Here is a 26921-nt window from a genome sequence, read left to right as displayed (position 1 = left end):
ACTCATTACGGAATATTTCATGAACCGCCGTATACCGAACGGTACGTACGGTGGTGTGAGAGGTCGGGGACTAGCCGTCCCCTCCTACTCGATTGCAGGCATGTTAACCCTGCAAAGAAATGTAGATTGCTGAGGGAGATCGAAGTCGGTAAGGTAAACCTATTAGATAAGAAGCATCATAGGAGGATAAGTATGCCAGCAACAATTGAGACCTATTCTGTACCGTCCATTTACTCGGAATCAACGTATTATTCAGTCAAAGCTGATCAAATCGGAGTACCGGTGATCTCCTTTCTGACGGATCGTGATTATGATTATGCTCATTTTTCTTTTTCCGGCGAGACGACCATAACCATTACGGTGTGCGAGCCGATCGATACGTATTCAATAAGTCCGTTAGCGTTTGAGATGCAAGGAACGGCAGAGGGGAATACACTAACCTTCAACATGGCAGAGTCACGTTATCTTATTGTGAAAATCAACAATTTGAAAGAGCTCGTCCTCATCGCTGATCCTTTAGAGGTGAACGTTCCGCCTGCATCTGGCAACGGTATTTATCATGTGGTCACGGATTATAATGCAGACTGCACAGGTAAGTCGTTGGCTACTCATGCGATTCAAGAAGCGATTAATTCCGCAAGTTCAGCTGGCGGTGGTATTGTTTATGTGCCCGAAGGTGTATACCTCATCGGTAATCTAACGTTGAAAAGCCACGTAACCCTGTATCTGCAAGGGGGAGCCGTCCTTCGAGCAACTGATCAGAAGGAGGATTACACCGTCGATTTTCATAAGGATTCCCTCAATTACGACGGGACTTGGCTTATTCAAACAGAGCCCAACTCCACTCATATTGCGATTACTGGCAGAGGGACGATAGATGGGAATGGCTCTTGGTTGAGAGCGAATCAAAACTTTGTTAGCAATTTAATCGTGCCCATCGCTACATCCAACTTTACGATTGACGGTATTATTGGCCGTGATGCAGGGCTTTGGGCGCTCATTCCGACTCGCTCCAATCATGTCAAAATTGCCAACTACAAGGGCTTCCAATCGCTGGTTGACTATGAGGATGACGCTATTGATATCGTAGAGTCCCAGCACGTGCGAGTTATACATACGATTGCGATTTCGGAGGACGACCCGTTCTCAACCAAAACATGGAATGAAGCGACAGATATTGCGAAAAATTGGCCTGGAACGCCTCAAGTACTTGAGGATGTGGTGTTCGATGATTGTGTAGCATGGACGTGCTGTGCGGCATTTAAGGTAGGGATGGGTGTCGAGCAAGCGCAGCGGCATGTTGTCTTTAAAAATGGATACGTCTACCAAGCTAGCCGTGCTATTGCGATTCATCATCGATTTGGTACGTTTCCTGCGGAGTATATCACCTTTGAGAATATCGATATCGAACAAGTGATTCACCACAGAAATGGACCCTTTTGGCTGCATCTGGAAATCGAAGATAGTGGAAGAGGAATAGGCCCAGTCAATCATGTTATTTTGAAAAATATAAACGTGCGCGATCAAGGTCGACTTCCCTCTATGCTGCGTGGAACAGACTCGTTCCTCATTGAAAATGTGACCTTCGAGCAGATTTATATGAATGGCAGTACGAAGCCGGCTGCCTCCTTAGAAGAGATGAATATTCGCAACCTAGCGCGATACAGTTTAAATGAAATTCGCTCCATGAATGAGGTGCTCTAATTGCGCGTGCTTCTTACGGACTTACCCTATAGCGAACAAATCGCACGAAATCAATCACAAAAACCCTGGGAGCAGGCGACAGGTTGGCCGAGTCGTTGGGTGACTTGCGCAGAGGCTGTTAAACCGCCACATGTCACTGTTTATCGTTGCAAGTTCACGCTTAGTGAAGCTCGTCGATTAAGGGTTCACGTATCTGGCGACGAAAGATATGAGCTGTATCTGAATCAAATAAGGATTGGCCGAGGCAGCGAACGTGGAGATCGCACCAATTGGTTTTATGAAACCTATGAGGTCGAGCTTCCGGCAGGAGAACATCAATGGATTGCCCGCTGTTGGGCGATTGGCAAGCATAAGCCATGGGCGCAGGTTAGCGTTCAGCCAGGCTTTCTGCTAAGCCCAGATGATGAAACGCTGGCCCCATTGATGGGGACCGGCGTTGCGCAGTGGGAAGCGAAGCCAATGCCCGGTTATCGGTTCATACCGACGCATTCAGGCATCGGTACCGGCGCTAAGCTGGTTATTGATGGCGCTGCTTTTGATTGGGATGCCCTTGCTGGGGGAGGCGACGGTTGGCATCCGGTACAAGTGACGGAGAAAGTCTACCACAGGACAGATAATTATCATTTTACATCGGTGCAGCGTCTGATGAGCCCTGCTACCTTGCCTGCGATGCAAGAGGTTCGGTTTACGCCGCAAGCTGTTCGCTTTGTGGAGCAGGCTGGCATCCTCGATTCAGAGAGTCAACCGATTGACGCAAGTCGCGATCTCCTAGATGAGCATGACAGTTGGCACGATCTAATTTCCGGAAAACCGATGTCCATTCCAGCTTTTACCCAAAGACGTGTCATTATCGATTTAGGTAATTACTATTGTTTCTATCCTGAGCTTGTTGTATCGGGCGGGAAAGGTTCCATCATTCGACTTCATTGGGAGGAATCCTTATATGACGAAGTGCAAGGTGGACGCAAGACGAATCGGAACGAGATTGAGGGCAAATGGTTCAAAGGTATCGGCGAAACGTTTCGTCCAGATGGCGGAGTTCACCGCAAGTTCGATACCCTCTGGTGGCATGCGGGACGATATGCTGAGCTGGTTGTGGAAACGGATAGCGAGCCACTAAACCTTGATGCGTTCAGACTGTTGGAAACGAGATATCCCTTGGAAATGGAAGGTTCGATTCATAGCAGTGATGAACGCGTCAATCAAATCGTAACCCCAGCCTTCAGAACGCTGCAAATGTGTGCGCACGAAACGTACATGGACTGCCCTTATTGGGAGCAGCTGATGTATGTGGGGGATACTCGCATCCAATCACTCGTTACTTACGTGAGCACGCTCGATGATCGATTACCGCGTAAAGCGCTGGATATGTTCCGAGCTTCGCGCAACAATCATCTTGGTCTTGTGAATTGTGCGTATCCAGACCAAGGCGGCAAACATATTTCCTCCTTCTCCTTGTGGTGGGTAGCGATGGTCTACGATTATGCCCTTTGGAGAGGAGACAAGGAGTGGGTTCGCGTCATGATGAGCAGTGTCCGTGACGAGTTGGATCGGCTATTGCTGCATCGTTCACCGAATGGGGCTATTAAGTTGCCAATCTCATGGAACTTCATGGATTGGCAGACCGCGCCTTCCGATGCATGGAGTCAGGGCGTGCCGCCGCATGCAGCGGACCGATTAAATGCAGCGTACAATCTGCAGATGATCCATACGTTGGAGCTAGTCGCGAAGTTGGAAGCTTACCTTGGCGAGGTCGAGATGGCATCGCGTGCACAACGGCTGGCTCAGGAGCTGGCGAGCGTGGTCGAGCAGCTGTTCTGGAATGAGGAGAGAGAGCTGTTTGCTGATGATACTGGTCATCAGTACTATTCGGAGCATCCTCAAGTGCTCTCCTTATTGTGCGAGTCGATTTCACCTCAGATCAGCCAGCGCGCAGTACCTGAAATGCTGAAAACGGATGTCGACTTGATGCGCACCAGCATCTATTTTGACCATTATACATTCGAAGCGTTAGCGTCTACCCATCAGATTGACGCGCTACTGGGTCGACTCGAGCCATGGTTTGGCATGGAGGCGAATGGGCTGAAGACGACGCCGGAAATATTCCTCGATACGACGCGTTCAGACTGTCATGCATGGGGCGCTCATCCGATCTACCATCTGTACACGAACTTGCTTGGCATTCGCCCGGCGTCGATGGAGTTCGCCTCCGTCGTTATTCGTCCGCAGCCAGGCTCGTTAACATCACTGTGTGGTGAAATCCCACACCAGAATGGCTTTATTGGAGCAAAAGTGGTGCGTAGTGACCATGATTGGCTTATTGAGGTTGCACTGCCGGATGGTTTACCAGGTACACTTGTTTGGAACAATGAAAGTTATCCCTTGAGTGAGGGGAAGAATGAATTTAATTTCAGGAGCGAGAATTAAACGAACGGGGTCAAAATAGATGAAACGGAGCCATTGCACCGAGGTGTAGTAGGTTCCGTTTTCTCATTTCGAAGTCGATTTCAGACGCTTTTTTTATGCTAGTCTTGTGTGTGAATTGCTATAAGAACGTTATTTCTGTACACTAGAAAAGGAGAGACAGTTCAAGTTTGTTCATTGGAATGGAGACATTTATCATCATGGCGTATATTAAGAATTTCTTTATGAATGGAACAGTACGGCGGTTTTCGATTCTCATTCTGATTGGCCTTATCTTATTCGTTATCAGAGACATGCTCAATCTAGTTCTCTTAACTTTTTTAATGGCTTTTCTGATGAACAGTATTCTAAATTTGGTAACCCTAAAGCTAAGCAGATACATCCCCATAAATAGTAAAGTCATTCTCATCTTCTTATATCTGGTCATGCTGACTGTCATTGTCGTATCCATCGTCAACTACATGCCTAAGGTGTTTGAACAAATCTTGCAATTAAAAGAAGTTTTAGTCAGAATGACGAATTCACCCGTACCTGATGATGAAGTCTCGCGCTTTATGTATAAAACGTTAAAAGATTTAAATTTGCAAAACTATATGAAACATGGCATTGAATATATCCTTCGCATCAGCAATTGGGGCACCACGTTTATTTTGGCAACGATTTTGAGCTTTTTCTTTAGTCTTGAAAAGAAGCGAATTGTTGCTTTTACTTCCCGGTTGAGTGAAAGTAAAATTGCTTGGTTCTATGTAGAATTGAAATATTTCGGTAATAAGTTCATCTTATCTTTTGGAAAAGTGATTGAGGCACAACTCCTTATTGCCCTGTTTAATACGATATTTACCGTGATTGGACTGTGGGTCCTTGGTTTTCCATATCTGTTTGCGCTAGCCATAATGATTATGCTATTAAGTTTAATTCCTGTTGCAGGCTTTCTTATTTCTTTGCTACCCTTAACTATCATAGGTTACAATATTGGCGGGTATTGGATGGTGATCTATGTGATCGCCATGATTATGGTGCTGCACTTCCTGGAAGGGTATTTCTTAAATCCCAAACTGATGTCATCCAAAATGAACCTTCCAATGTTCTACACATTCATTGTCCTCATTTTTTCCGAACATTATCTGGGGACGTGGGGCTTAATTGTGGGGATTCCAATCTTTATTTTCTTGCTCGATATTATTGATGTAGATACAGGGAAAGACGTGAGTCGATCGTAGATGAAGAACCAGCAAACCGTCAGTAGAGGGTTCGCTGGTTCTTTGCTTTTACTGGGGGATCATGTTGGCTATCCGTTGCAAGCGGGGAGGAATGCGTTTGAATTTCTCGTACTGCCGGGCTATGTTAACTCCGCGAAAGGTTGTATATTGCTCCTTCATCACATCAAGGATAGAATGGTAAGATAAACACCCTCTTATCATGAAGGAGAGAGCCCAACTTGAGAAGAAATTGGTTCCATCGCTTGCTACTTTCCTATGTGCCTGTGCTTATTCTTATCGTATGTTTATTCGTATTTATTGGGGTCGTTCAGCTTAACGATTTGTCTCGCAAAGAAGCGCTGAAATCTAGTGGCGTGTATGTGCAAAATATTCAGAGCAGCATCGATATGTCATTGAACTCGATTGAAACGATGATGCTGGAAACGATAACTCGCAATGTGAACATAACGACCTTCGCTGGCATGCAAAATGATACGATTTTTTTCATCGAGCTTTCCCGGTTGCTGCAGAGCCTAACCTCTACCAATCCGTGGATTGATTCTGTCTACTTGTATCGAGCTGGGGATAGCACGGTGATAAGTGATAAAACGAAGCTGAACGTTGAGCTATTTGGAGATAAATCATTTATAGAAAGTCACATAAATCATCCTGAATTGGATAGCTGGAGCTTGCCACGCGCTTACAGATTGACGAAAGACGGCAATATAGAAGGTACGGTCATCTCATTGGCCAAAAGCATTCCTTTGCAAAGTAAAGGGATCGCGATGATGGTCGTGAATGTGAAAGTTAACGGGATTCAAGAATTTTTGAGTAAATACGGTATTTCAGAAGTGAATCAGATTGCCCTCAGAGACAGTGAAGGTCAGAAGATTTTTCAGCAAGAAGGCAAAAATCCGAACGAAGACGACATTACTGTCGTATCCAACTACACTGGCTGGACGTATACAAGCTCTCTCAAAAAGCAGGAGCTGGGCAATATTTTCAACTATATGAAGAGTGGTTGGTTTATTGTCGGGTTCTTAGGTCTGCTGTTAGCCATCGGTTGGATTGTATATATTACGCGCAAAAACTATAAGCCAATCGAAACGATCATGTCTCGTATTGAGAAATACAATCAAGTGCACAAAGAGCGTCCGATTCAAGGACCTACGGTTGATGAGCTAAGTTATATTGATTACACGCTCAGCAGTATCATTGAGGTGAGTCAAGAGTATCAAAATCAAAGCCTCGTTAATCAAAAGTATCGACGTGTTCAGCTTTTTCATGAAATCGTGGATGGCAGCCGTCCGCTGGATCAGTCCGAATGGATCCATGAATTGTCAGAGCTCGGGATGAAAGAGTTGGGCAGCGCTGCCGTAAGTGTTGTTGAGATTGACAAATATATCGAGTTTCTAAGTCAACACTCGCGTGAAGATCAGGGTCTATTTAAATATATTTTGAAAAAAGTCGTGGAAGAGACGGCGGAAGCTCGTGGTTTGCGCATTTGGCAGGAATGGGTCACCAACCACCGGTTGTGTATGATTGTGCTGGATGAGCAGCATGAGGTGCGCATGGAATCTGTGATGCTAGCGCTGACCGATCAAGTGCGTCAATGGATGCAGGATAATTTGAAGTTGACGGTGACATTTGGCTTAGGATCAACGGTGGACAATGTACACGCAATTGACCAGTCGTATGAAGCGGCGGCAAGGGCGCTGGACTATAAGTCTGCGCTTGGCAGCAATCGGGTGATCGGTCATTGGGAAATCGAGCTGTTATCGCATGATGATCTATACGTCTACCTGCAGTATGTACGGACGATTGCACAAGCTTTCCGTGTTGGTAACGATGGGTGGCAGGAGCAGCTGAAATTGCTGTTTGAGGGTTTGCGTCGGCTTTTGCTTCCAAAAGAAGAGATCAGCGGTATTCTCAGTTATATGAACTACTATTTTTATCGGGAAATGATGGAGCTGCCTCCGGAGTATCAAGAACTTTGGAATAGGGAATTCCGTACACCATGGGATGAAAATATGGAGACACTTGAAACGTTGGATGAGCTTGAAACTTTTTATTTAAAAACGATTTCGTCCTGCGCACAGCAAATGGAAGACATTCGTGTCAGCAAGGGCAATCACGGTGTAGTACAAAAGGTAAAAGAGTACATAGAAGCCAATTTCAGTGATCCGGATCTTTCTTTATCGAGCCTAAGTGAACAATTCAATATGAATTCTTCCAGCTTAAGTACGATTTTTAAAGAAGATTTCGGTGAGAAGTTCGTCGTCTATCTGTGCCAAATCCGGATGGAGCATGCCAAGGAATTGCTAAGAACGACTCCGCTGCCTATTCAGGAAATTTCAGAACGTGTAGGGTACTTACATCAGATGTCTTTCATTCGTGCTTTTAAAAAAATGATTGGTACAACGCCGGGAGATTATCGGAAGGTTCATCAATAGGATCGCCACGCATGTTAATTGGGCAAAGAATTGTAGATTGAAGAGAACCTCCGAAGTAGGTAAAGTGAGTGAAAAGTGATGCCATGTTGCCTTTCACCTACAACTACTTTCGGAGGTTTTTATGTTAAATATATGGGAAAAATTGCATCATCCACCCAATGATTACCGGACGATTCCCTTTTGGTCATGGAATGATAAATTAGAGATCGCAGAATTAGAACGGCAAATTGAAGAGATGCATAAAGCGGGGATTGGCGGCTTTTTCATGCATGCGAGAGGCGGACTTCAAACCCCATATATGGGGGAGGAGTGGATGGATGCGATTCGTGCTTGTCTTGTAAAAGGCAAAGAATTAGGCATGTCGCCATGGCTGTATGATGAAAATGGGTGGCCAAGCGGGTTCGCAGACGGGCAAGTGCCTGCCAAAGGGGTGGCTTTTCAGCAAAAGAAGCTGATGGTTGAACAGGTTCCTTTTCAAAATCCTGCGGGGCATACCATTGCCTATTACGAGCAGGTGGAGAACGGATATAAGCTGCTAGGACAGGCTGATGAAGCGAAGGCACAGCTCCGAATCTACTATGAGGTCAATCCCTTCTATATTGATGCACTCAGTATGACGGCGGTTCGAGCGTTTATTGAGTCCACTTATGAGGTCTATTGGGAGCGCTTCGGGGAGGAGTTCGGCGATGTAATTAAGGGCTTTTTTACCGATGAGCCTCAGTTTGCTCGTGGTCAATTACCGTGGTCTTTTGAATTAGAAGAGGCTTTTCAAGCCGCGAATGGTTATGTGTTGAAGGAAGTATTGCCAGCATTATTCCTGCAATTAGACGACTCTGCGAAAGCCAGATACGATTACTGGGCATGTGTAACAACGATGTTCACGAAGGCGTATGCGAAGCAAATCGGTGACTGGTGCCAAAGTAAAGGATGGTCATTTACTGGACATGTGGTTGATGAACAAGCGCTAATGATTCAGGTAACCTCCACTGGGGATCCCATGGCGTTTTATGAACATTTGCATATGCCCGGGTGTGACTGGCTCGGCCGTTTCATTGGAGATGAACCGATTGTCCCGAAGCAGGTCGGATCTGTTGCTCATCAACTTGGGAAAAAGCAAACAATTACCGAAAGCTTTGGCTGTTCGGGTTGGGATATTAGCTTCGCGGATTTGAAGCGAATTGGTGAGTGGCAGTTCGTCCATGGCATTACAATGATATGCCAACATTTGCAAAGCTATAGCTTGAAAGGCCTGCGGAAGCGGGATTATCCACCTTCCTTGTTTGTCCAACAGCCATGGTGGGATGACTATAAGGGCTTCAATGATTATTTCGCCAGATTGTCGATGCTGTTGTCCGAAGGGACAAGACAAGTCGAGGTGCTGCTCTTGCACCCGATTCGCAGTGCGTGGACCTTGCAGCGCGGCGAGGATCGCTCCGACATTCCGCGGTTCCACGCGGCGTTCGCTCAGCTGTCGCGCTGGATGTGCCAATCTTTTATAGAGCATGATTATGGCAGCGAAACCATCATGGAGGGACATGGCCATGTGAAAGACGGCCAGCTCATCATCGGAGAGGCGGCCTATTGTGTGGTGGTTCTGCCGCCAAGTGTGACGATGAGCCGGACGACTTTCACGTTGCTTCAACAATTCGTACAACAAGGTGGCCAGCTGATTGCATGCGAACCTTATCCGCAGCAAGTTGATGGGGTGCTGGAGAGTGAGCTTGCGGGGTTGCTCTTGCAAGCGAACAAACCAACGTGGTCATCCGCAGCTATAGTTGACGCCATAACGAAGGTAAGTGCACCTTCCATTCGGATGAAGGACGAGCGCGGAGTTACGATCGCTGCGGACACCGTCAACGTGCAAACCTTGGAACTTGAAGGATCACGTATGTATTATGTCGTCAATTCAGGCGAGGAACACTATGAGCAGGTTGATATCGAACTGCTTCACAAAGGCTGTGTGAGCCTGATTGATCTTTCGAGCGGCGACGAGTTTGGATCACTAGAGCAAGAGGAAACAGCAGAAGGCATTCGGGTTCAGCTGCCGCTGCATGCTGGTCAATCCTATATGTTGCGATTGGTACCGTGGAACGGACAACCATCGGAGATGATTGAACTCGCACAGGCAAAGAGGGAGCGACAATCCTCAGAAACAACGATACTAAGTTCCCATTGGGACGTAGTCTCCCTCACACCAAACAGCCTTACCTTGGATACGTGCCGATTACGTGTGGAAGATGGCGAGTGGTCGGAACTGCTCCCTGTGATTCTTATCCAGGAGCAATTACTAGCGCTTGGTCGTTCTGTTGATATCGAGCTAGACTTTCCATTTCATGTCGGATGGGATACCGGGTATAACAGGGAGATATATGTTGTGATGGAAAGCCCAGAGCTTTTTGCCATAGAAGTTAATGGCCGTAAGGTCTCCTCCGAGAGTTGTGGAACTTGGCGAGATGTTTCTTTTCACAAGGTCGATATTAGCGGAAAGGTGCAAAGTGGAGAAAATCATATTTGGATGAAAAGACATTTTTATAACTCGCCTGAAACGTATCAAGCGATTGAGAATGCGAAGAAATTCGAATCAGAAGGAAATAAATTAACTTTTGACACCGAAATTGAGAGCATCTATCTTCTTGGCGAATTTGGTGTTGAATCCCAATCGGGGTATGTGTACGGTGAACGAAATGCGGTACAGACGGAGGGGCCTTTTGTACTTACCGGGATTCCTCAGGTCGTGCAAGTGAGCGAACTTGTTCAGCAAGGACTTCCTTTCTTCGCAGGTACGATTCGATTGCGGCAGCAGATCGTTGTAAATGTGGAAGATGGAGCATCTGCGAAGTGGTTCTTTCCAGAGCCGCCTCATGCTGCTGTAGGTAAACTGTGGATGAATGGACATGAAGTGCATACCTTCTTATGGGAACCCTATGAAGCTGACATCAGTAAATGGCTGGTTGCTGGGGAGAATGTCATCGAGATGGAGCTAACGAATAGTTGTCGGAACTTACTTGGCCCTCATCATCATATCCATGGTGAAATTTACAAAGTAGGCCCATCCAGTTTCACGAATACACCAGGTTGGACGGATAAAGGAATCCCTCATGGCGTCTCCATGTACGTAGACCGATACACGTTTGTCAGGTTCGGATTGCCGGTTCCGCCGCGTATTGTAGTGTCATCTTAAAAAACAGATCACAGACAGATATTATCTGACTGTGATCTGTTTTTTTTGGTAATCACCGGCCACGTCTGAGCCGTCGAATATTGCTGTCTCAGATAACAAACTAGTCTGTAATGAAGCGATTCCCTTCATGAGCCGTTGATAAACGCAGTCTCAGCAGCCAACCAGCACCAACTGTGCTCTGAGCCGTCGAAAATTGCTGTCTCAGATAACAAACTAGTCTGTAATGGCGCGAATTCCTTCATGAGCCGTCGATAAATGCAGTCTCAGCAGCCAACCAGCACCAGCCGTACTCTGAGCCGTCGAAAATTGCTGTCTCAGATAACAAACTAGTCTGTAATGGCGCCATTCCCTACTTGAGCCGTCAATAATTGCAGTCTCAGCAGCCAACTGTTTCTAGAAATCAGCCGTGGTCCACTTCCTCAATTCAAATCTCTAAATCGCTCCGGCGTAAGGCCAATTTGTTTGCGAAAACTCGCAATAAAATGGCTCGTATCCCGAAACCCTACACGCACAGCAATCTCTTTGATGGCGAGATGTCGTTCAGTGAGCAATATCTCTTTGGATTTGCGAAGGCGCATCATAATGAGATAGGCATAAGGTGAAAGACCGAAAGCATGCTGAAACAAGGTATTTAAATGGCGTGGTGTAATCGCAAGGACTGCGGCCATCTGCTCAATGCCAGTATCCGGATTCGGATAGTAATCCTCTAACCAATCCGTTAGTGGCTGCAAATGAAGCATTTGATTCGTAATCGACGTGCGATTATTGGTTTGGGCATGCTTTTTAATCTGAATCAAGAAATGGTACAAATCAGCCGATGCATCATAGCCGGAATAATCAGCTTGTGTCTTAAGTTTGTTCAAAATATGGGTGAGAGCTAGGCTGAGAGGACCATCCTCGTCCCAACGGAAGACGGCGGATTCCAGCATATCTAGTGTGCTTAAGATCGTATGAACACTATTACCTCCGAACGTGACGTACTGTGTGCACCAAGTAGGCGTAAGGGCATAATAAGCGTGCGGTTCACCGGGCAGCATGAGGACACCAGAGCCTTTGGTTAAAATGACTTTCTTATTGCCCATTTCATACTCGCCTTCACCAGAAAAAGTCTGCAGCCATTGATAATAAGGGAGGCCATCCTTACGGTTGAGCTTCTCCTGATCTTCGTGATGTCCAATGCTTTCTATAAATAAAGGGTAGGGCTGGGCTGTGCTAGGCGTTAGGAGAAATCGGGTATGCATACTGTATCATCCTGTTCCATTTTCTTATATCAGAATGTAATTTTATTATATTTTAACATGAATATGAATTTTATATAATGGACTTATTCTTATATGAATCTACACGAAGAGGTGCAAATTGTGATACATGCTAAGCTGCCAAAAATTTGGTACGGTGGAGATTACAATCCCGAACAATGGGATAAAGAGGTCATGGATGAAGATTTACGTATGTTTAACCTTGCAGGAATTGATGTCGCGACGATCAATGTTTTCTCGTGGGCGCTGTCACAGCCGAATGAAGATACGTACGATTTTACTTGGCTGGATGACATCATTCATCGTCTCCATGCGAATGGAACTTATGTATGCTTAGCAACGAGTACAGGAGCTCACCCGGCTTGGATGGCTAAGAAATATCCGGATGTTTGTCGTGTAGATTTTGAAGGACGTAAACATAAATTTGGTAAGAGACATAATTCTTGTCCGAATAGTCCAACTTATCGTACCTACTCGGAGCGAATTGCCGACAAATTAGCCCAGCGATATAAAGATCATGAAGCTGTTCTCATTTGGCACGTATCGAATGAATATGGCGGATATTGCTACTGTGATAACTGCGCCGCTGCTTTTCGCACATGGCTGCAAGCACGGTATACAACATTAGAGCAGTTAAACAAAGTGTGGTATACAGGATTCTGGGGTCACACATTCTACGACTGGGAAGAAATTGAGCCGCCTAATGCACTTACTGAGGAGACACCTGGTGATCGCTCTTTCTTTCAATCGATTTCACTCGACTATCGCAGATTTATGTCGGATAGTTTACTAGATTGCTATAAATTAGAGTATAACGCGATCAGACGACATTGCTCTGAAGTGCCCATTACCACGAATTTAATGGGTCTTTACAAAGAATTAGATTATTTCAAATGGGCGCCTTTTTTGGATGTAATCTCATGGGATAACTATCCAGCGCTAGACACGCCGGTCAGTCTGACTTCCATGACACATGATCTCATGCGCGGCTTGAAGAACGGTCAGCCTTTCATGCTAATGGAACAGACGCCAAGTCAGCAGAACTGGCAGAAGTACAACTCTTTAAAACGTCCCGGTGTCATGAAGTTATGGAGTTATCAAGCGGTTGCTCATGGCGCGGATACCATTCTGTTCTTCCAGCTTCGCCGTTCAGCGGGAGCTTGTGAGAAGTTCCATGGGGCAGTGATTGAGCATGTCGGACATGAACATACGCGTGTATTCCGTGAGTGCGCTGAGCTAGGACATGAACTGGTGCGCTTATCAGATAAAGTGCTTGATGCAAGAGTGAAGGCACGTGTTGGTATCGTTTTTGATTGGGAAAACCGCTGGGCAGTTGGACTCTCGAGCGGACCGACCATCGCGTTAGATTATGTAAATGAAGTTCATAAGTACTATGACGCCTTGTTTAAGCAAAATATACAAGCAGATATGATCGGCACGGATACGGATCTCACGGGTTATGATATCGTCATTGCACCTGTACTTTACATGGTAAAAGAGGGATATGCGAAGCGCGTGGAACAATTCGTTCATGCTGGAGGAACTTTTCTTACTACCTTCTTTAGTGGCATCGTCAACGAGCATGATCGTGTGACCCTTGGCGGGTATCCGGGTGAATTACGGAAGGTACTCGGGATTTGGGCGGAAGAAATCGACGCGTTATTCCCAGATCAAAGCAACGAAATCCAGTTGAATAAGCCTTGGGGAATGCTTGAGGGCAGCTACCAATGCGGGATTCTGTGTGATTTAATTCATGCGGAGGGTGCGGAAGTGAAAGCGGTGTATGGCAAAGATTTCTATCAAGGCATGCCTGCACTTACGGTGAATTCATACGGAGCGGGTCAAGCTTGGTATGTGGCTACAAGTCCAGATCCAGCATTTTTGCAAGGTTTGTTGGGGAATTTATGCCAAGATAAAGGAATTATGGCACCAATCACAGCAGTACCTGGTGTAGAAGTTTCTATCCGAACGAACGACAATAACGATGACTTCGTCTTTATTTTAAACCATAATGATCAATCTTCGACGATTGCGCTTGGAGACTTGAAAGGAACGGACTTACTATCCGGTGATTTCATTGAAAATGAAGCGACACTGGCAGCCAAGCAAGTCCTTATTATAGCGAAGTAAATTCGGGTCAATAGCGCGGACTGTGAACACGCAAGATAAGGTGATGGCATCAGATGGCATCATCTTATCTTGCGTGTTTTCTCATTTTTACTGGAAATAAAATGATGGTATAACGCTAAGCGTCTTTAATAATCTTGTAGTTAGGCTTCACCTTCGTAAAATTAGGATTCTCACCGCTGACCATTAACCCCATGCCCCAGTCATAATGCTCCTGTGTCGTCGGAAAATCACTAGCCTCCCGATATTGGAACAACACATTTCGCCGTGTTCTTGAGCTTTTATTCGATGATGAGCCATGTATCGTTAAATAGTTAAAGAACAAGACATCGCCGGCTTCTGCCTCACACGGAGTTCCCAGATGAATGGGATATTCCTTATGATTCAGATAATGACTGCCGATATGCGGCAAACTCCCTGCGAGGTGTGAGCCCGGTATAACGCGGAGGCAGCCATTTTCTTCGTCTGCGCGATCCAAATGAACACTTGCCGCTAGCATCGTATGCTTCTCATGCGGGAAATACGGATAATCTTGATGCATGGGGAAAGCTGCGCCATTCTCAGGCGGTTTAACCAGCATTTTCGAATGATGGAGTTGAACGTTCGGTCCTATAATTTGTCTCAATACCGCTACCATATTCGGATGAATAACAGCTCGCATGAAGGCTGAATCGTGATAATGCACATCATGAAAGCCTTTGAGGACGAGCTTTTTTAATTCCTCCACAGGTAAATAGTCTCCTTGCCAAGCATCATTTCGATCAGCTTTCGCGAGTGCAGCACGCTTAATAATGCTCTCAACCGCTTCTCGCATCTCTACGACTTCCGTTTCATTAAAAACACCTTTGACTAACAAATACCCATTCTCTTTATAAAAATCAACATCCTTGGGTTGTATCATGGTACCATGCCTCCAATTTGTGCTTGCTCATTAAACCACTATCTATCTATAATTATAGGAGAACGCGTCGATGTAATCTTTTTCAATAGAGGACATTCTTTTGCACAATAAGGCCATTTTGGAAAAGGTGAAGTTCATGTATCAGTATAAAGAAACATATGCCATGTTAAATGAAGCGTTAACAGTGATCCAAGGTGCGCAAGCTATTTTTAAAGTGCATTATTGGGGAGTTGATCCCTGTCTGTACGATAATCAACCACATAAGCATTCCTTTTTCGAAATCTGTTATATTTTGGATGGGGAGGGTGAATATTCAGACGGAGATCTCGTATTTCCGTTGCGTCGGAGAACGCTGTTCTGCTCCAAACCTGGCATTACGCACCAAATTCGAACAGGCCAAGGACTCAACATCGTATATATTGCATTTGAATTAGATGAGAACATGAGTGAGGACGTGGTTCGGGACGCGTATCACGAGCTTGCTATGCATGGTGATGTCATCCTGTATGAGGCTGATCTTCAGCCAACGGTTCAATTATGGTTGTCCCTTCTGATTCGTGAGGGGCATGGCAGCTTACCGTATGCGGCTGTGCATGCTGTGGCTTATGCTTTGCTGGTATCGTTTCCAGCAGTATTCGGGACAACTACGAGATCTTCCGTCGTTCGTCATAAAAGCACGCATGTCTTGATGAGACGTGCAAAGCTCTATATTCGCGACAATCTCTCGCAAACGCTGCAACTGAAAGATGTTGCCGATTATTTGAGTGTATCAGAGCGGCATCTCTCACGCCTTTTTTCAGAAGGGATTCATGAGAATTTTACTAATTTTATTCGTAGAGAACGTATCCGACAAGCCACACATCTCTTACTTAACAGCGAGTTGCCAATTAAAGAGATAGCTGAATTGACAGGGTTTTCCTCGGTTCATTATTTCTCACGCACATTTCAAATGGAAAAAAAGCTTCCGCCAGGTCAGTTTCGCCAAAAGGAGAAGCGGTACGATGGCGAATAATCTCCTACTTATCTAATTTCTACCAATAAAGTATAATAGGGGTTAATCTACAAAATGAGAGGATGATTGCAGTGTTCAAGAAATTTGCAGCAGATGCATTAGGCTTAAGTGATATTGGTAAAGTAATTAGCCCAGCGGATTTCGATAAGGTCGATTCTGATGATTATGTGATGCATGAGGATGGCGAGAAGATTTACTTCATTATTAAGTCCAAGAAGGATGAATATTGTTTTACGAACCTTGCCCTCATCCATTTAGATGGAGATAGTGCGATTAGCTCTAAGCGAGTGCTGAAACGTTTTAGCTACCATACACATGCGATCTCCCAAGTGTATATGGAAACGGCAGGAACGATCGACCTTGATGTGGAGATTAAATTCATTATCGGTAACACAAACTTCTCCATTGATGTAGATAAAAAGCAAATTGAACAGATCAAAGATTTGTACAAAGCTTTGATAAAAATTTCGGAGACAGTCGCGCATAACGAGGAGTTATTCGAATACGCCAAGCAAAGCATAGCTGTTGCGAAGGAAGCCACAGGTCGCATCTCCACACAGACAACTTCACCGGTCACCCAATTCGATGCGATTAATGAATCCACCTACAATTGGTTGAAAGGGAAACACACGGAGTTAAAGGTTAAGGATTTCGGTGCCATTTTCGAACGTTATATTAATAACTAAATGACACATAGATGAAGAAAGCCATGCTGTTGCATGGCTTTTTCGTTTGTATTTTTTTAGCCTACCATGGAAAAATTTCTCATATCCGCTGCTGCACATGAATAGATATGTGTAAAGTGACCTGCATGTCCAGCTAAGAATTGAATGAGCCAAGGGGATGAGATTAGATCATGAAACAAGAAGATCAGGTTATCGCAATTCTTGGGATTGGGACAACTGTGCCTGAATTCCGTCTAGATCAAGCAGATACTTCTCACCGATTAACGGACGCCTTACGTGACAATCCTAACTCCGCGCGCTGGGCGAAAAAAATTTTCAAGCAATGCGGCGTAGAAACCAGATATACGTGTGAACCGAACCTGCTAGAAACAGCAGAGAATTGCCGATATTTTTCACAAAACAATGACCAAGCGCCATCGACTTCTGATCGAATGGCGACGTACAAGCGCGAGTCTGTGCCTTTAGCCTTGCAGGCGGCCAACAGAGCATTGGATGATGCTCAAGTAGACGTGTCTGACATTACGCATCTGATTACCGTAAGTTGCACGGGGCAGTTCCTGCCTGGACTCGATGCTGCGTTGACACATCAGTTGGGACTAGCCGCTAATGTCAATCGAATCCCATTTAATTTCCTAGGATGTGCGGCTGGTTTGAAAGCTGTGTGTTTGTCACGCCAAATCGCCTCCAACATGCCAACAGCCAAAATACTAGTAGTCTGTGTTGAACTATGTACACTTCACATTCAGCCTTCTAGTGATCGCGAAGCTTTATTTGGTGCTTCCTTTTTCGGAGATGGTGCTTCTGCTTGTGTAGTAGGTGTCGGTAACGATCAGCAGCAACCCATTTTTCAACTAGGGAACGATCATTCGATTCTTTTGCAAGATTGTGCGGATGAAATGAAATGGGATGTAGGAAATCATGGCTTTGATTTGTATTTATCACCGAATATTCCTAAATTAATTGGGACATGGATCCCCGAACAAATAGAGCATCTGCTTGCCGGTGGTCCTCGACCGGAGATATGGGCGATTCATCCTGGCGGTAAAGGGATTATCGATACGTTAGAGGAAGTTTACGGATTATCTGCCGATGAAACGCATCCGAGCCGAACCGTATTGCGCAATTTTGGCAATATGTCCTCTGCAACGATTCTTTTTGTATTAGATCATACTAGGCAGGAACTCGCGAATCGCGGAGCAGGACCAACAAGCGGAATATCCCTTGCATTCGGACCAGGACTTACTTGTGAAATGATTCAAATTACTTATTTGGGAATACCTGTCCATGATGAAAAGCAATTAGATGAATCCTATGTTTAAAGGACTCAAACAACGGGCTGTGCAGCATGAATTAATGGATGACTTTTCGTCAGGTGGCCCTGAACTTCGACAAGCTCTGCAGCATTTGCGATTGCTTAATCGTATTTTTGGTGCAGCAGGGCCAACTTTATTTGGTTTTAAGCGCCTCTGGCTACAAGCAGGCAAACCCCGGACGTTATCGATTCTGGATGTTGGATCTGGCTCTGGAGATATCAATCGGCATCTTTTGCGCTGGGCGGATGACAATGGGGTAGCACTAAGCATCACGTTAGTTGATATCACCGAGGAAGCTTGTGAGGAAGCACGAGAGCTTTTCCGCAGCGAACCACGTGTACGTGTCATGCGAAGCAGTTTATTTGAGCTTCCAGAAAATGGAGCCGATATCACGACCAGCACACAATTTGTGCATCATTTTAATAATAACGAACTTCCTCAAGTGGTCGGTTGTCTATTGAAGGCATCGCGGCTAGGCGTCGTTATAAATGATATTCATCGGCATTGGATCGCGTGGGCAGCCGTATGGGTTACAGCACATCTCATTTCCAGTAATCGATATATTCGGAATGATGGGCCTTTGTCGGTAGCGAAAGGTTTCCGTGCAAGGGATTGGATGTTCCTTCGAAATGCGCTGGGCATCTCAGATATGTTGGTTTCTTGGAGACCTTTATTCAGATATGCGGTTGTGATTGAGAAAAGGGAGCAAGCCTGATGATTCACACCTATGACGTTGCCGTTATTGGAGCAGGTATCGCAGGTAGTGTGATGGCGAAGTCCTTAGCTGATCACGGCTGGAATACCGTATTGTTCGATCGCAAAGCATTCCCAAGGCATAAGGTTTGCGGAGAGTTTCTGTCCCCTGAATCCCTTGCAATGATGAAAAAGCTTGGACTGCGTGAAGCAGTTGCTGCCCTGAAGCCAAGTAAGATCAAGCAGACAACCCTGATTCTTAGCCGAGGAAAGCGACTGCAGATAGCTCTTCCGGGAACAGCTTGGGGCGTAAGCCGATACCAGCTGGATACGGTTCTTCACCAGGCCGCTTTGCGCTCAGGCGTGCAGGTGCAGACGGAAACCATGGTAAGTGCTGTACAGCCTGTTGAACGGGGATTTGTGATTGAGACGAAACAGCAAGGAGAAGCTCACGAGTATCATGCGCGGGCTGTGATTGCTGCTTGCGGTGCGATTGGGTTAAGCACACTGAACAAGCATCTTCAGCGAGATGTTGTTAAGGCGATACCTGGCGCACATCTAGGCGTGAAATCCCATTATGAAGGGATAGACATGCGTGGAGTTGTTGAACTCTATTTCTTTGAAGGCGGTTACCTAGGACTATCGCCAATTGAAGAGGGACGGGTGAATATGGCCGCTTTACTGGAGCGAGGAAAGTTTCCGGATGCGGAGAAATCGATTCTCGGGTTGATTGAAGCCGCAAGCGCTAGACATAGTAAGCTGTCCGAACGCCTATCGTCTGCACGAGCAGTTCCTGGAACACAGGTGGCTGTTTCGCCTGTAAAGCTAACGAGCAAACCGATGGCATGGAATGAAATGCCTTGCCTTGGAGATGCGGCCATGATGTTACCGCCGCTTTGTGGTGACGGGATGTCGATGGCGCTGCGATCAGCAGCGCTATGTGCACCTTTGGCCTCACGGTATCTAAAGGGAGATATTTCCTTAGCGGTGTGGGAACAGATGTATACGCATGCTATTCATCGGGAATTCAAGGGACCCCTGAAATGGGGCCATCTGTTGCAAGGAATGTTTCGTGTGCCGTATCTCCCTAACATGATGTTTGCTGCAGCCCAATACACACCTCGCTTAGCTGAAAAATTGGTTAGAGCGACTAGGCTTAACGAATCTGAGTTTTGAGAAGGGGACATGACTTTGCGCAAACTTGCCATGATTTCCCTTCGCTATCCTAAGATGATCCTGCTAATCTGGGTTATTTTTTTCCTCTATTCCGGGTTCTTCGCCCCCAAGTTACCTACCGTACTGAAGGATCATGGGTTAATTTCGGACGGTGCCTTTGTCAAAGTACGAGACACATTAACCGCAGATTTTCATCTCCCAGCCAATCCGATTATGGTCGTATTTGAAAAAAATAAGAAGCTGGACGCCAGACAATTTGAGCGATACATTCAACAAGATTTGCAAACCTTACATGGTATGCGAGGTTTGCAACAGATCATATCTCCTCTCGAAACAGAAGGGATGTTTCAGGGGGATTTTGCTTATGCGCTGCTTGATTTTAAGCAAAGTCCACATGAAATGAAACCTGTCTTGCGTGAGCTTCACATGCGCTTGCCTGCGCACAAAGACATGAAAGTGACATGGACAGGGAAGTCTGTTGTGCAAGAGGATGTAAATCGAGCGAGTCAACATGATTTAAGAAGAGCGGAAAGCTTAGGCCTTCCAGCGGCCTTCCTTATCCTTTGGTTGGCTTTTGGCGGCGTGACGTCAGCTTTCATCCCAATTATTGTTGGGGGGATTGGCGTTACTAGCACAATGGGCATGATGTATGGAATGGGAACTAAGATCGATTTATCTAACTTTGTACTGAATGTCATTCCGATGGTAGGGCTCGCGCTTAGCATCGATTTTGCCTTGATGATGGTTAGTCGTTTTCGCGAAGAAATACATCAGAATGATGTAGGAACAGCCATCCTTATCACAATGACTACAGCGGGAAGAGCCGTCTTATTCTCTGCGCTTAGTGTAGGTTTAGGTCTTATGGGGATATTGTTCATTCCATTGCCCATGTTTGCGACCGTAGCGTTAGGTGCAATGATCGTAGTAGCCGTTTCGGTCTCCCTGACGTTAACTTTAGTACCAGCGCTTCTGACTTTGTGGTGGCCTGCCATTCAGGCCGAACGCAGACCTTTTTCAATGGCAAAAGGTAAGAACAATTTTTGGGTTGTCATGGCGCGATTTGTCATGAGAAAACCTGTTCAAATGACCTTGCTCGCGGGTTGCATCCTTCTATGTTGCTTCTTGCCTTTAACGAAGATGAAATTAGCCATTCCTGATGCGACATCCTTACCGGAAGGATATGCTTCCCGCTCCGCTTTCGAGGTGTATCAAACGCATTTTGGCAGTAGTGAAAGGAACTCAGATGTTATCTTTCTTGTGACTGGAAGATCAGCCCAACTGACGGAGAGTGAGTGGAAACACGCTTTCTTGCTCATGCAAAAGTTAGAGAGAGAGCCGCTCGTTGCCAGGGTAGATTCGGTTTTTAATAGAATGCCAGTGCCCTATGATCAACTCTATGGGTTATTTCACAATGCAACGACCAAAGCCAAATACGAGCCAATTCTTCATGCTTTTGTGCATGAGAACAAGATGCTCATGCAAGTGCGACTAAAGGATGAACCGTCCTCCCAGCAAGTGAGGGACTGGCTGAGGGTTTGGGAAAGAGAGGGAAAATCGGGGACGCTTCCATATCTGCTAGGTGGAGAAGCCAAATATCAGCAGGAGATTTTCGATGATATCTTTGACCATTTACCCTATGTGCTGCTGTTCATTCTTGTTTCGAATTATTTGGTGTTATTCATCGCATTCCGTTCTATCCTTGTTCCTCTAAAAACGATCATCATGAACCTGTTGAGCCTTGGAGCTTCTTTTGGAATTCTTACCTGGCTCTTTGAGCAGGGGCATTTCGGTTTGGAGCCGAGCAAAATCGCTATTATGATTCCCGTCTTTATCTTTGGGCTCGCGTTTGGAATTTCAATGGATTACGGCGTATTCTTAGTCTCGCGAATCTATGAGGAGTATCAGCGGACTCATGATAATCATCGGTCTGTGCTTATCGGTTTATCTTCGATAAGTAAAATCATCAACTCTGCTGCTGCCATTATGATAGCTGTCACATTGCCGTTTGCGTTTGGCGAGGTTGTGGGTGTGAAACAGCTTGGACTGGGTATTGCAGCTGCCATATTTATCGATGCAACGGTGATCCGGTTAGTGCTAGTGCCAGCGCTGATGATCATCTTAGGCAAATGGAATTGGTGGGGACCGCAGAATCATAGTAGATGAGACTACCATCCGCAAAACGAACTGTGTATGATATAATTTGCTTCATTAGAACAATGTGCTCGGAATGAGTGTGTGGGAGGCAGTATGGTCACGAAGAAAATTAGAGACGGTTCTCTTCCTGAATATTGGACAAATCAGCAGGGCGGACTGCAGGACTTTTTGAGAATCGCAGAAGCCATGACAGAAACGGTTCTAGCGTTTCATGAAGAACATGGTGTTCATCGTCGTTTGAGTCCGGAAGTGTTTGGCTGTCAAATCGAAGATGAAGCCATTCGCGTTACGCTGCTCAAGTTTCATACGGACTCACAGGTAGGAAGTGAGTTAGCTGTGTCCAGCTGGGCGTATCGTGCGCCTGAACAATCCAGGAGGATGTGCTCAGACATCGATGAACGGACCGATTTGTATACGCTGGGGGTTATCTTTTTCGAGCTTTTGACGGGTGAACTTCCTTATCATGCGGCAGAGCCGACAGAATGGATTTATGCCCATCTCGCGAAACGACCGCCACACCCAAGCGTGATGAAACCTCATATTCCACATATGTTGGGGAACCTTATTGTAAAACTGTTAGCAAAAACACCGGAAATGCGCTACCAAAGTGCCTATAGCCTGCTCTACGATATTAAAAAGTGTCGCTCCACTTGGGAGGAAAACGGCGCTATTGAAGCTTTCCTGCTCGGAAGTAAAGAGTTTGCGAGTCAACTGCGGATGCCGATCGTTGTGAGTGGCCGTGATCATGAGCTGTCCGAATTGACGAACGCATTTGTGAAGACGATGGACGGGAAGGCGGAAATCGTGGCTGTAAGCGGAGAGCCGGGAAGTGGCAAATCAACGATTGTTCGTGAATGGTTCAGAACGCAGCAGCAAGAGAGAGGCTATTTTATTTCCGGGAAATCGGAACAACTGCTGCGGGATATCCCGTATGCACCGTTAATCCATGCTTTTCGAGAGCTCATTCATCGATTTCTATCCAGCAGCACGGAACAGCTCACACGTTGGAAAGACAAGCTAATCGCTGCACTAGGCGATCATGCGAGCATTATAACTGAAATTATTCCGGACATGATCTTACTCATAGGCGAGCAGCCAGCAGCTGACATGTTGCCATGGACGGCGTCAAGAAATCGACTTCATTTTGCTTTTCAAGCGATGATTCGGACAATTGCCGTGAAAAGATCACCTCTTGTTTTATTTCTTGACGATGTCCATTGGGCGGATGCGGCAACATTGGATTTTATTCATAGCATCACGGAAAATGAAGATTTAGGATATTTCTTATGTATCGTCGCCTATCGCGAGAAAGAAATGCCTGCAGGACATTGGCTTTGTGATCAAGAGGCCATACCGCATCGGCGAATCGTGCTCTCTTCATTAACGTTGGCAGAGACCGAGCAGTATCTATGTAAAATGCTGCAAATCGAGGAATCTCGATCGCTTGCTGAGGTGATTTTTCAGAAAACAGCTGGCAATCCGCTCTTTATGAAGCAACTCTTACAATCTTTATACGATCATAAATGGCTGCGTTTTAATACCCATGAGGAAAGATGGCAGTGGGATGCTGAGCAAATTCGTAAGCAAGATGCGCTGGGTGATGTTCGGGACCTTATGATGGATCATTTGCAAACGCTCCCCGATCCAACGGGAAAAGCGATAAGTCGAGCAGCGTGTATCGGTCATTCATTTGATTTACATACGTTGGCAGCGATTTGCCAAGATTCCATTGAAGATGTGATGCTGCATTTGGAGCCAGCACTGCGTGAAGGATTGGTTCTGCCTGTGCGAGAACGTGAGTCTTGGCAAGGGAGATCTCAGGCAATAGATGCTGGGTCCTTCGCCTATTCACAACCGAATGTGTGGTTTGTTTTTATCCATGATACGATTCAACAAGTTGCTTATGAGGCAATTCCCACCACTGACCAAGAAACGATTCATGTGGCATTAGGACGATACAAATGGGGGCAATATTCGCCTGACAAGCCGGAAGAACAGTTGTATACCCTGTTACACCATCTGATGCTGGGGAAAAATCAATTAATCGATCGTGAGGAAAAGTTGAAAGTGGCCGAACTTTCATTACAAGCGAGTCGGAAAGCTAGAAAATCGGCTGCTTACTTCTCTGCTGTTACTTTCATTACATTCGGTACAGAGCTATTGACCGATCAGGAGTGGGTATCACGATATCCCCTCACATATGAAATATTTTCGGAACGCATGCAGGTAGAGTATGCATGTGGCCATCTAGATGAGGGACAACGGTTATTCGAACAGCTTATCGCTCATTCTGGCGGCAGTGTGGACGAGCTTCGAATACAGGCAATCAAGCTTGAAATAGATATTAATCGCGGCCAGGCGAAAGCAGCTTTTGAGGAAGGCTTGCAGCTGTTGGAACGATTGGGAGTGAAGCTGCCAAGGAAGGTTGGGACAGCGAGGCGCAAAAAGGAACTGAATCAAACACGCATCCTGCTTCAAGGTGACATGGCAGGTGAGCTGCATGCTTCACAAAGACAGGAAGCCTCTCCGCATGAATTAGCCATGCTTCAATTGTTGCCCATCGTTGCGCGAGCCTCATCTTTTGTAGATATGAATCTGTTTGTTGTGATAATTTGTCAAAGTATCCGCAAAATGCTCAACCACCATACGGCAAATCAATTTCCGGAAATCATCTCGATTTTTGCCTCTTTCATCTCCAGTGAAGAGGGTTGGCATAAGGAGGGAAATGAGCTATCAGAAGCAGCATTACACCTAGGTGAAGCGTCATTCTCTCCTGTGAAAGCAAAACTTTCATTCATTTATGCCTTAACTCATTTCTGGAGTATGAGTACGCAAGAGACTTGGCCTCTGTTTAAGGAGGCACATCGTATCAGTCTGGCGAGTGGAGATTTCTATTATGCAGGATTTTCGCTTCGCGGCATGATGTTTAGCTTATTTTACGGCGGTCAATTGAGTGAGTTGCGCGAGTTTTGTGAAACACAAGGCGGGAATTTATACAAGAAAGATCCCTTCACACAACAATCATTTCGACTGTATCAACAGTTTACTAAATGTTTGCAAGGTGAAACAGAAGGGCGTTTATCTATGAATGATCGTTCATTTGAAGGAGAGAAGTTTCTGGAGGAAATGACCCCTGCAGACATTCGAATTGGCCTTCTATTTGAATATCATATTTGCACCATTCAACTCATGTATATGTTCGGCCAATATGAGTCAGCGGTAGAGCTTTGGGAACGAACCGAGCATAGTGAACGATACTATACGTATCACTCGCATTTGCCTGAGGGACTGCTGTACGGTTACTTGGCCATGTCACGGTTGTATTCAACCCTGTGCGAAGAGCAGCAGGCAGAGGCAGCTCGGAAGATGCGATCGATGCTCGCTTATATGCGCAAGTGGTCGGAGCTGGGACCCCGTCACTTTGAACATAAGTATTTACTTATGCAAGGAGAGGCGTTACGGCTGAAAGGGAAGTGGGAGCAAGCATTAGTCTGTTTCGATGAGGCGATAGCGTCAGCGAGTGAATCCGGGTATACCCATATGGAAGCTATGGCGTGTGAGCTTGCCGGGAGCTTGTTGCTAGAAATGGGCAAAAAGAAGTTCGCCAAAACGTACCTGATGGATGCCTACCACGGTTATCAGCAATGGGGAGCGCACGAAAAGTGCTTGCAGCTGCATGAACAGTACGCGGATTTGCTGCTGGTGTCACAGGAGCATGGTCGCGTATGGGAGCAGGATTTGAAGCTTGCCCGAGAATCGGCAAAAGTTGAACAGGTGGATGTGGATGACGAGCAGTCATTGGAAGTGGAACGGGATATGTTCAAAAAGGCGGCAGCTCGGCTGACGCAAGCAAGCGGCTTGGAGCAGCTGCTAGGTCAATATCTAGTCACCTTAATTGAAAATGCTGGGGCAGCCAAAGGCTTTTGGATCGTCAATAAAGACGGTGACTGGTGGATCGAAGCAGAGCATGACGTTAATCGTAATGTGTCAAGAAGCGGTCATTCCGCTCCGTTGGAAAGCTGCTTTGATTTACCGATTTCAGTGGTCCGGTTTGTAGCCCGAACGCAAGAGCCGTTGATACTTGGCGATGCCCATCTGGATGATCTATTCGCATGGGATCCTTATATACGCAGCGTTCGACCTCGTTCCATCATCTGCTTACCCGTTCAGCAATTGGACCGATTAGCAGGCATAGTCTACTTGGAAAATGAGGCCGTGACCGGGGCGCAAGCCAGCCAGCGTATGGAGCTTATGCAGATGTTGTCTGCTCAACTTGCGGTGTTAAATCGTTTCGCGAGTGAAGTGGCTGATGGCAAAATGGAGCCGGTGATCTCGGATACAGGGAAATCGAGAATGGAAACGAGTCTGCTGCTTCAATCGCTGACCGAGCGTGAAAAAGACGTGCTGCGATTAATGGTAAAAGGCTTGTCGAACCCAGAGATTGCACAACGATTGGAACTAGCAGTTGGAACGGTGAAGAACATTACACTGGTCATTTATGGCAAGCTTCAGGTGAACCGGCGCACACAGGCCGTAGCGAAAGCAAAGGATTGGTCGATCTAGGTGGAGATAAGGAGTTAAGCAGGAGGTAGGAGCTGCTTAACTCCTTTTTTGCTGCGCCGAGTTGCTCATACAGGAC

17 protein-coding genes are annotated in these 26921 nt (G+C 46.0%); 14 read left to right on the top strand and 3 right to left on the bottom strand.

What is annotated here, in order from left to right:
- Window positions 1–192 precede the first annotated feature (192 nt).
- From J2736_RS32765 to J2736_RS32740, 6 genes are all read left to right on the top strand, one after another.
- Complete coding sequence (locus tag J2736_RS32765; protein ID WP_310502716.1) at window positions 193–1704, top strand: glycoside hydrolase family 28 protein; 1512 nt, start codon at window positions 193–195, stop codon at window positions 1702–1704.
- Between the two features lie 6 nt (window positions 1705–1710).
- Window positions 1711–4131, top strand: coding sequence for an alpha-L-rhamnosidase-related protein (locus J2736_RS32760; RefSeq protein WP_310502719.1), 2421 nt, complete (start codon window positions 1711–1713; stop codon window positions 4129–4131).
- Between the two features lie 179 nt (window positions 4132–4310).
- Entirely contained in the window at window positions 4311–5348 is a 1038-nt protein-coding gene (locus J2736_RS32755; RefSeq protein ID WP_310502715.1) for an AI-2E family transporter, read from the top strand.
- Window positions 5349–5534 (top strand): hypothetical protein, encoded by a 186-nt coding sequence (locus J2736_RS32750; RefSeq protein WP_310502714.1) that lies wholly within the window; start codon window positions 5349–5351, stop codon window positions 5532–5534.
- A 32-nt stretch (window positions 5535–5566) separates the two neighbouring features.
- Window positions 5567–7780, top strand: a complete 2214-nt coding sequence (locus tag J2736_RS32745) for a helix-turn-helix domain-containing protein (RefSeq protein WP_310502713.1) — start codon at window positions 5567–5569, stop codon at window positions 7778–7780.
- Window positions 7781–7901: 121 nt separating this feature from the next.
- Window positions 7902–10961, top strand: a complete 3060-nt coding sequence (locus J2736_RS32740) for a glycosyl hydrolase (RefSeq protein WP_310502712.1) — start codon at window positions 7902–7904, stop codon at window positions 10959–10961.
- Between the two features lie 213 nt (window positions 10962–11174).
- Here the strand turns inward: J2736_RS32740 and J2736_RS32735 are convergent, their stop codons facing one another.
- Entirely contained in the window at window positions 11175–11348 is a 174-nt protein-coding gene (locus tag J2736_RS32735; RefSeq protein ID WP_310502711.1) for a hypothetical protein, read from the bottom strand.
- Between the two features lie 32 nt (window positions 11349–11380).
- Window positions 11381–12202 carry an AraC family transcriptional regulator gene (locus tag J2736_RS32730; RefSeq protein ID WP_310502710.1) on the bottom strand — a complete coding sequence of 274 codons (822 nt, stop codon included), beginning with the start codon at window positions 12200–12202 and terminating at the stop codon, window positions 11381–11383.
- Between the two features lie 120 nt (window positions 12203–12322).
- Between J2736_RS32730 and J2736_RS32725 the strand changes: the two genes are divergently transcribed.
- Complete coding sequence (locus tag J2736_RS32725) at window positions 12323–14350, top strand: beta-galactosidase (RefSeq protein WP_310502718.1); 2028 nt, start codon at window positions 12323–12325, stop codon at window positions 14348–14350.
- A 115-nt stretch (window positions 14351–14465) separates the two neighbouring features.
- Here the strand turns inward: J2736_RS32725 and J2736_RS32720 are convergent, their stop codons facing one another.
- A complete protein-coding gene (locus tag J2736_RS32720) occupies window positions 14466–15248 on the bottom strand; it encodes a phytanoyl-CoA dioxygenase family protein (RefSeq protein WP_310502709.1) in 783 nt (260 codons plus the stop codon).
- Window positions 15249–15384: 136 nt separating this feature from the next.
- Here J2736_RS32720 and J2736_RS32715 point away from each other — a divergent pair, with 136 nt between their 5' ends.
- From J2736_RS32715 to J2736_RS32685, 7 genes are all read left to right on the top strand, one after another.
- On the top strand, window positions 15385–16260 hold the full coding sequence (locus J2736_RS32715) for an AraC family transcriptional regulator (RefSeq protein ID WP_310502708.1): 876 nt from the start codon (window positions 15385–15387) through the stop codon (window positions 16258–16260).
- Window positions 16261–16331: 71 nt separating this feature from the next.
- Window positions 16332–16946, top strand: a complete 615-nt coding sequence (locus J2736_RS32710; protein WP_310502707.1) for a PH domain-containing protein — start codon at window positions 16332–16334, stop codon at window positions 16944–16946.
- 170 nt (window positions 16947–17116) lie between these two features.
- The gene (locus J2736_RS32705) at window positions 17117–18265 is read left to right on the top strand and encodes a type III polyketide synthase (RefSeq protein ID WP_310502706.1); all 1149 of its coding nucleotides are present in this window, start codon (window positions 17117–17119) and stop codon (window positions 18263–18265) included.
- Complete coding sequence (locus J2736_RS32700) at window positions 18258–18974, top strand: methyltransferase domain-containing protein (RefSeq protein ID WP_310502717.1); 717 nt, start codon at window positions 18258–18260, stop codon at window positions 18972–18974. Before J2736_RS32705 ends, J2736_RS32700 begins: the two co-directional genes overlap by 8 nt.
- Complete coding sequence (locus J2736_RS32695) at window positions 18974–20128, top strand: NAD(P)/FAD-dependent oxidoreductase (protein WP_310502705.1); 1155 nt, start codon at window positions 18974–18976, stop codon at window positions 20126–20128. Before J2736_RS32700 ends, J2736_RS32695 begins: the two co-directional genes overlap by 1 nt.
- A 9-nt stretch (window positions 20129–20137) precedes the next feature.
- Window positions 20138–22291, top strand: a complete 2154-nt coding sequence (locus J2736_RS32690; RefSeq protein WP_310502704.1) for an MMPL family transporter — start codon at window positions 20138–20140, stop codon at window positions 22289–22291.
- A gap of 84 nt (window positions 22292–22375) precedes the next feature.
- On the top strand, window positions 22376–26845 hold the full coding sequence (locus tag J2736_RS32685) for an AAA family ATPase (RefSeq protein ID WP_310502703.1): 4470 nt from the start codon (window positions 22376–22378) through the stop codon (window positions 26843–26845).
- Window positions 26846–26921: the final 76 nt, after the last annotated feature.

The sequence above is a fragment of the Paenibacillus qinlingensis genome (assembly GCF_031455095.1).
GTDB classification, from domain to species: domain Bacteria; phylum Bacillota; class Bacilli; order Paenibacillales; family NBRC-103111; genus Paenibacillus_E; species Paenibacillus_E qinlingensis_A.
Note: the sequence above shows the minus strand (reverse complement) of the source record. Positions and strands in the feature narration are given on the sequence as shown.

What these genes read in the sequence shown, in the direction of transcription:
- J2736_RS32720 (WP_310502709.1), bottom strand. Translation starts at nt 15,248, where the DNA reads ATGATACAACCCAAGGATGTTGATTTTTATAAAGAGAATGGGTATTTG.
- J2736_RS32700 (WP_310502717.1), top strand. Translation starts at nt 18,258, where the DNA reads ATGTTTAAAGGACTCAAACAACGGGCTGTGCAGCATGAATTAATGGAT.
- J2736_RS32705 (WP_310502706.1), top strand. Translation starts at nt 17,117, where the DNA reads ATGAAACAAGAAGATCAGGTTATCGCAATTCTTGGGATTGGGACAACT.
- J2736_RS32740 (WP_310502712.1), top strand. Translation starts at nt 7,902, where the DNA reads ATGTTAAATATATGGGAAAAATTGCATCATCCACCCAATGATTACCGG.
- J2736_RS32695 (WP_310502705.1), top strand. Translation starts at nt 18,974, where the DNA reads ATGATTCACACCTATGACGTTGCCGTTATTGGAGCAGGTATCGCAGGT.
- J2736_RS32715 (WP_310502708.1), top strand. Translation starts at nt 15,385, where the DNA reads ATGTATCAGTATAAAGAAACATATGCCATGTTAAATGAAGCGTTAACA.
- J2736_RS32755 (WP_310502715.1), top strand. Translation starts at nt 4,311, where the DNA reads ATGGAGACATTTATCATCATGGCGTATATTAAGAATTTCTTTATGAAT.
- J2736_RS32730 (WP_310502710.1), bottom strand. Translation starts at nt 12,202, where the DNA reads ATGCATACCCGATTTCTCCTAACGCCTAGCACAGCCCAGCCCTACCCT.
- J2736_RS32685 (WP_310502703.1), top strand. Translation starts at nt 22,376, where the DNA reads ATGGTCACGAAGAAAATTAGAGACGGTTCTCTTCCTGAATATTGGACA.
- J2736_RS32750 (WP_310502714.1), top strand. Translation starts at nt 5,349, where the DNA reads ATGAAGAACCAGCAAACCGTCAGTAGAGGGTTCGCTGGTTCTTTGCTT.
- J2736_RS32765 (WP_310502716.1), top strand. Translation starts at nt 193, where the DNA reads ATGCCAGCAACAATTGAGACCTATTCTGTACCGTCCATTTACTCGGAA.
- J2736_RS32690 (WP_310502704.1), top strand. Translation starts at nt 20,138, where the DNA reads ATGACTTTGCGCAAACTTGCCATGATTTCCCTTCGCTATCCTAAGATG.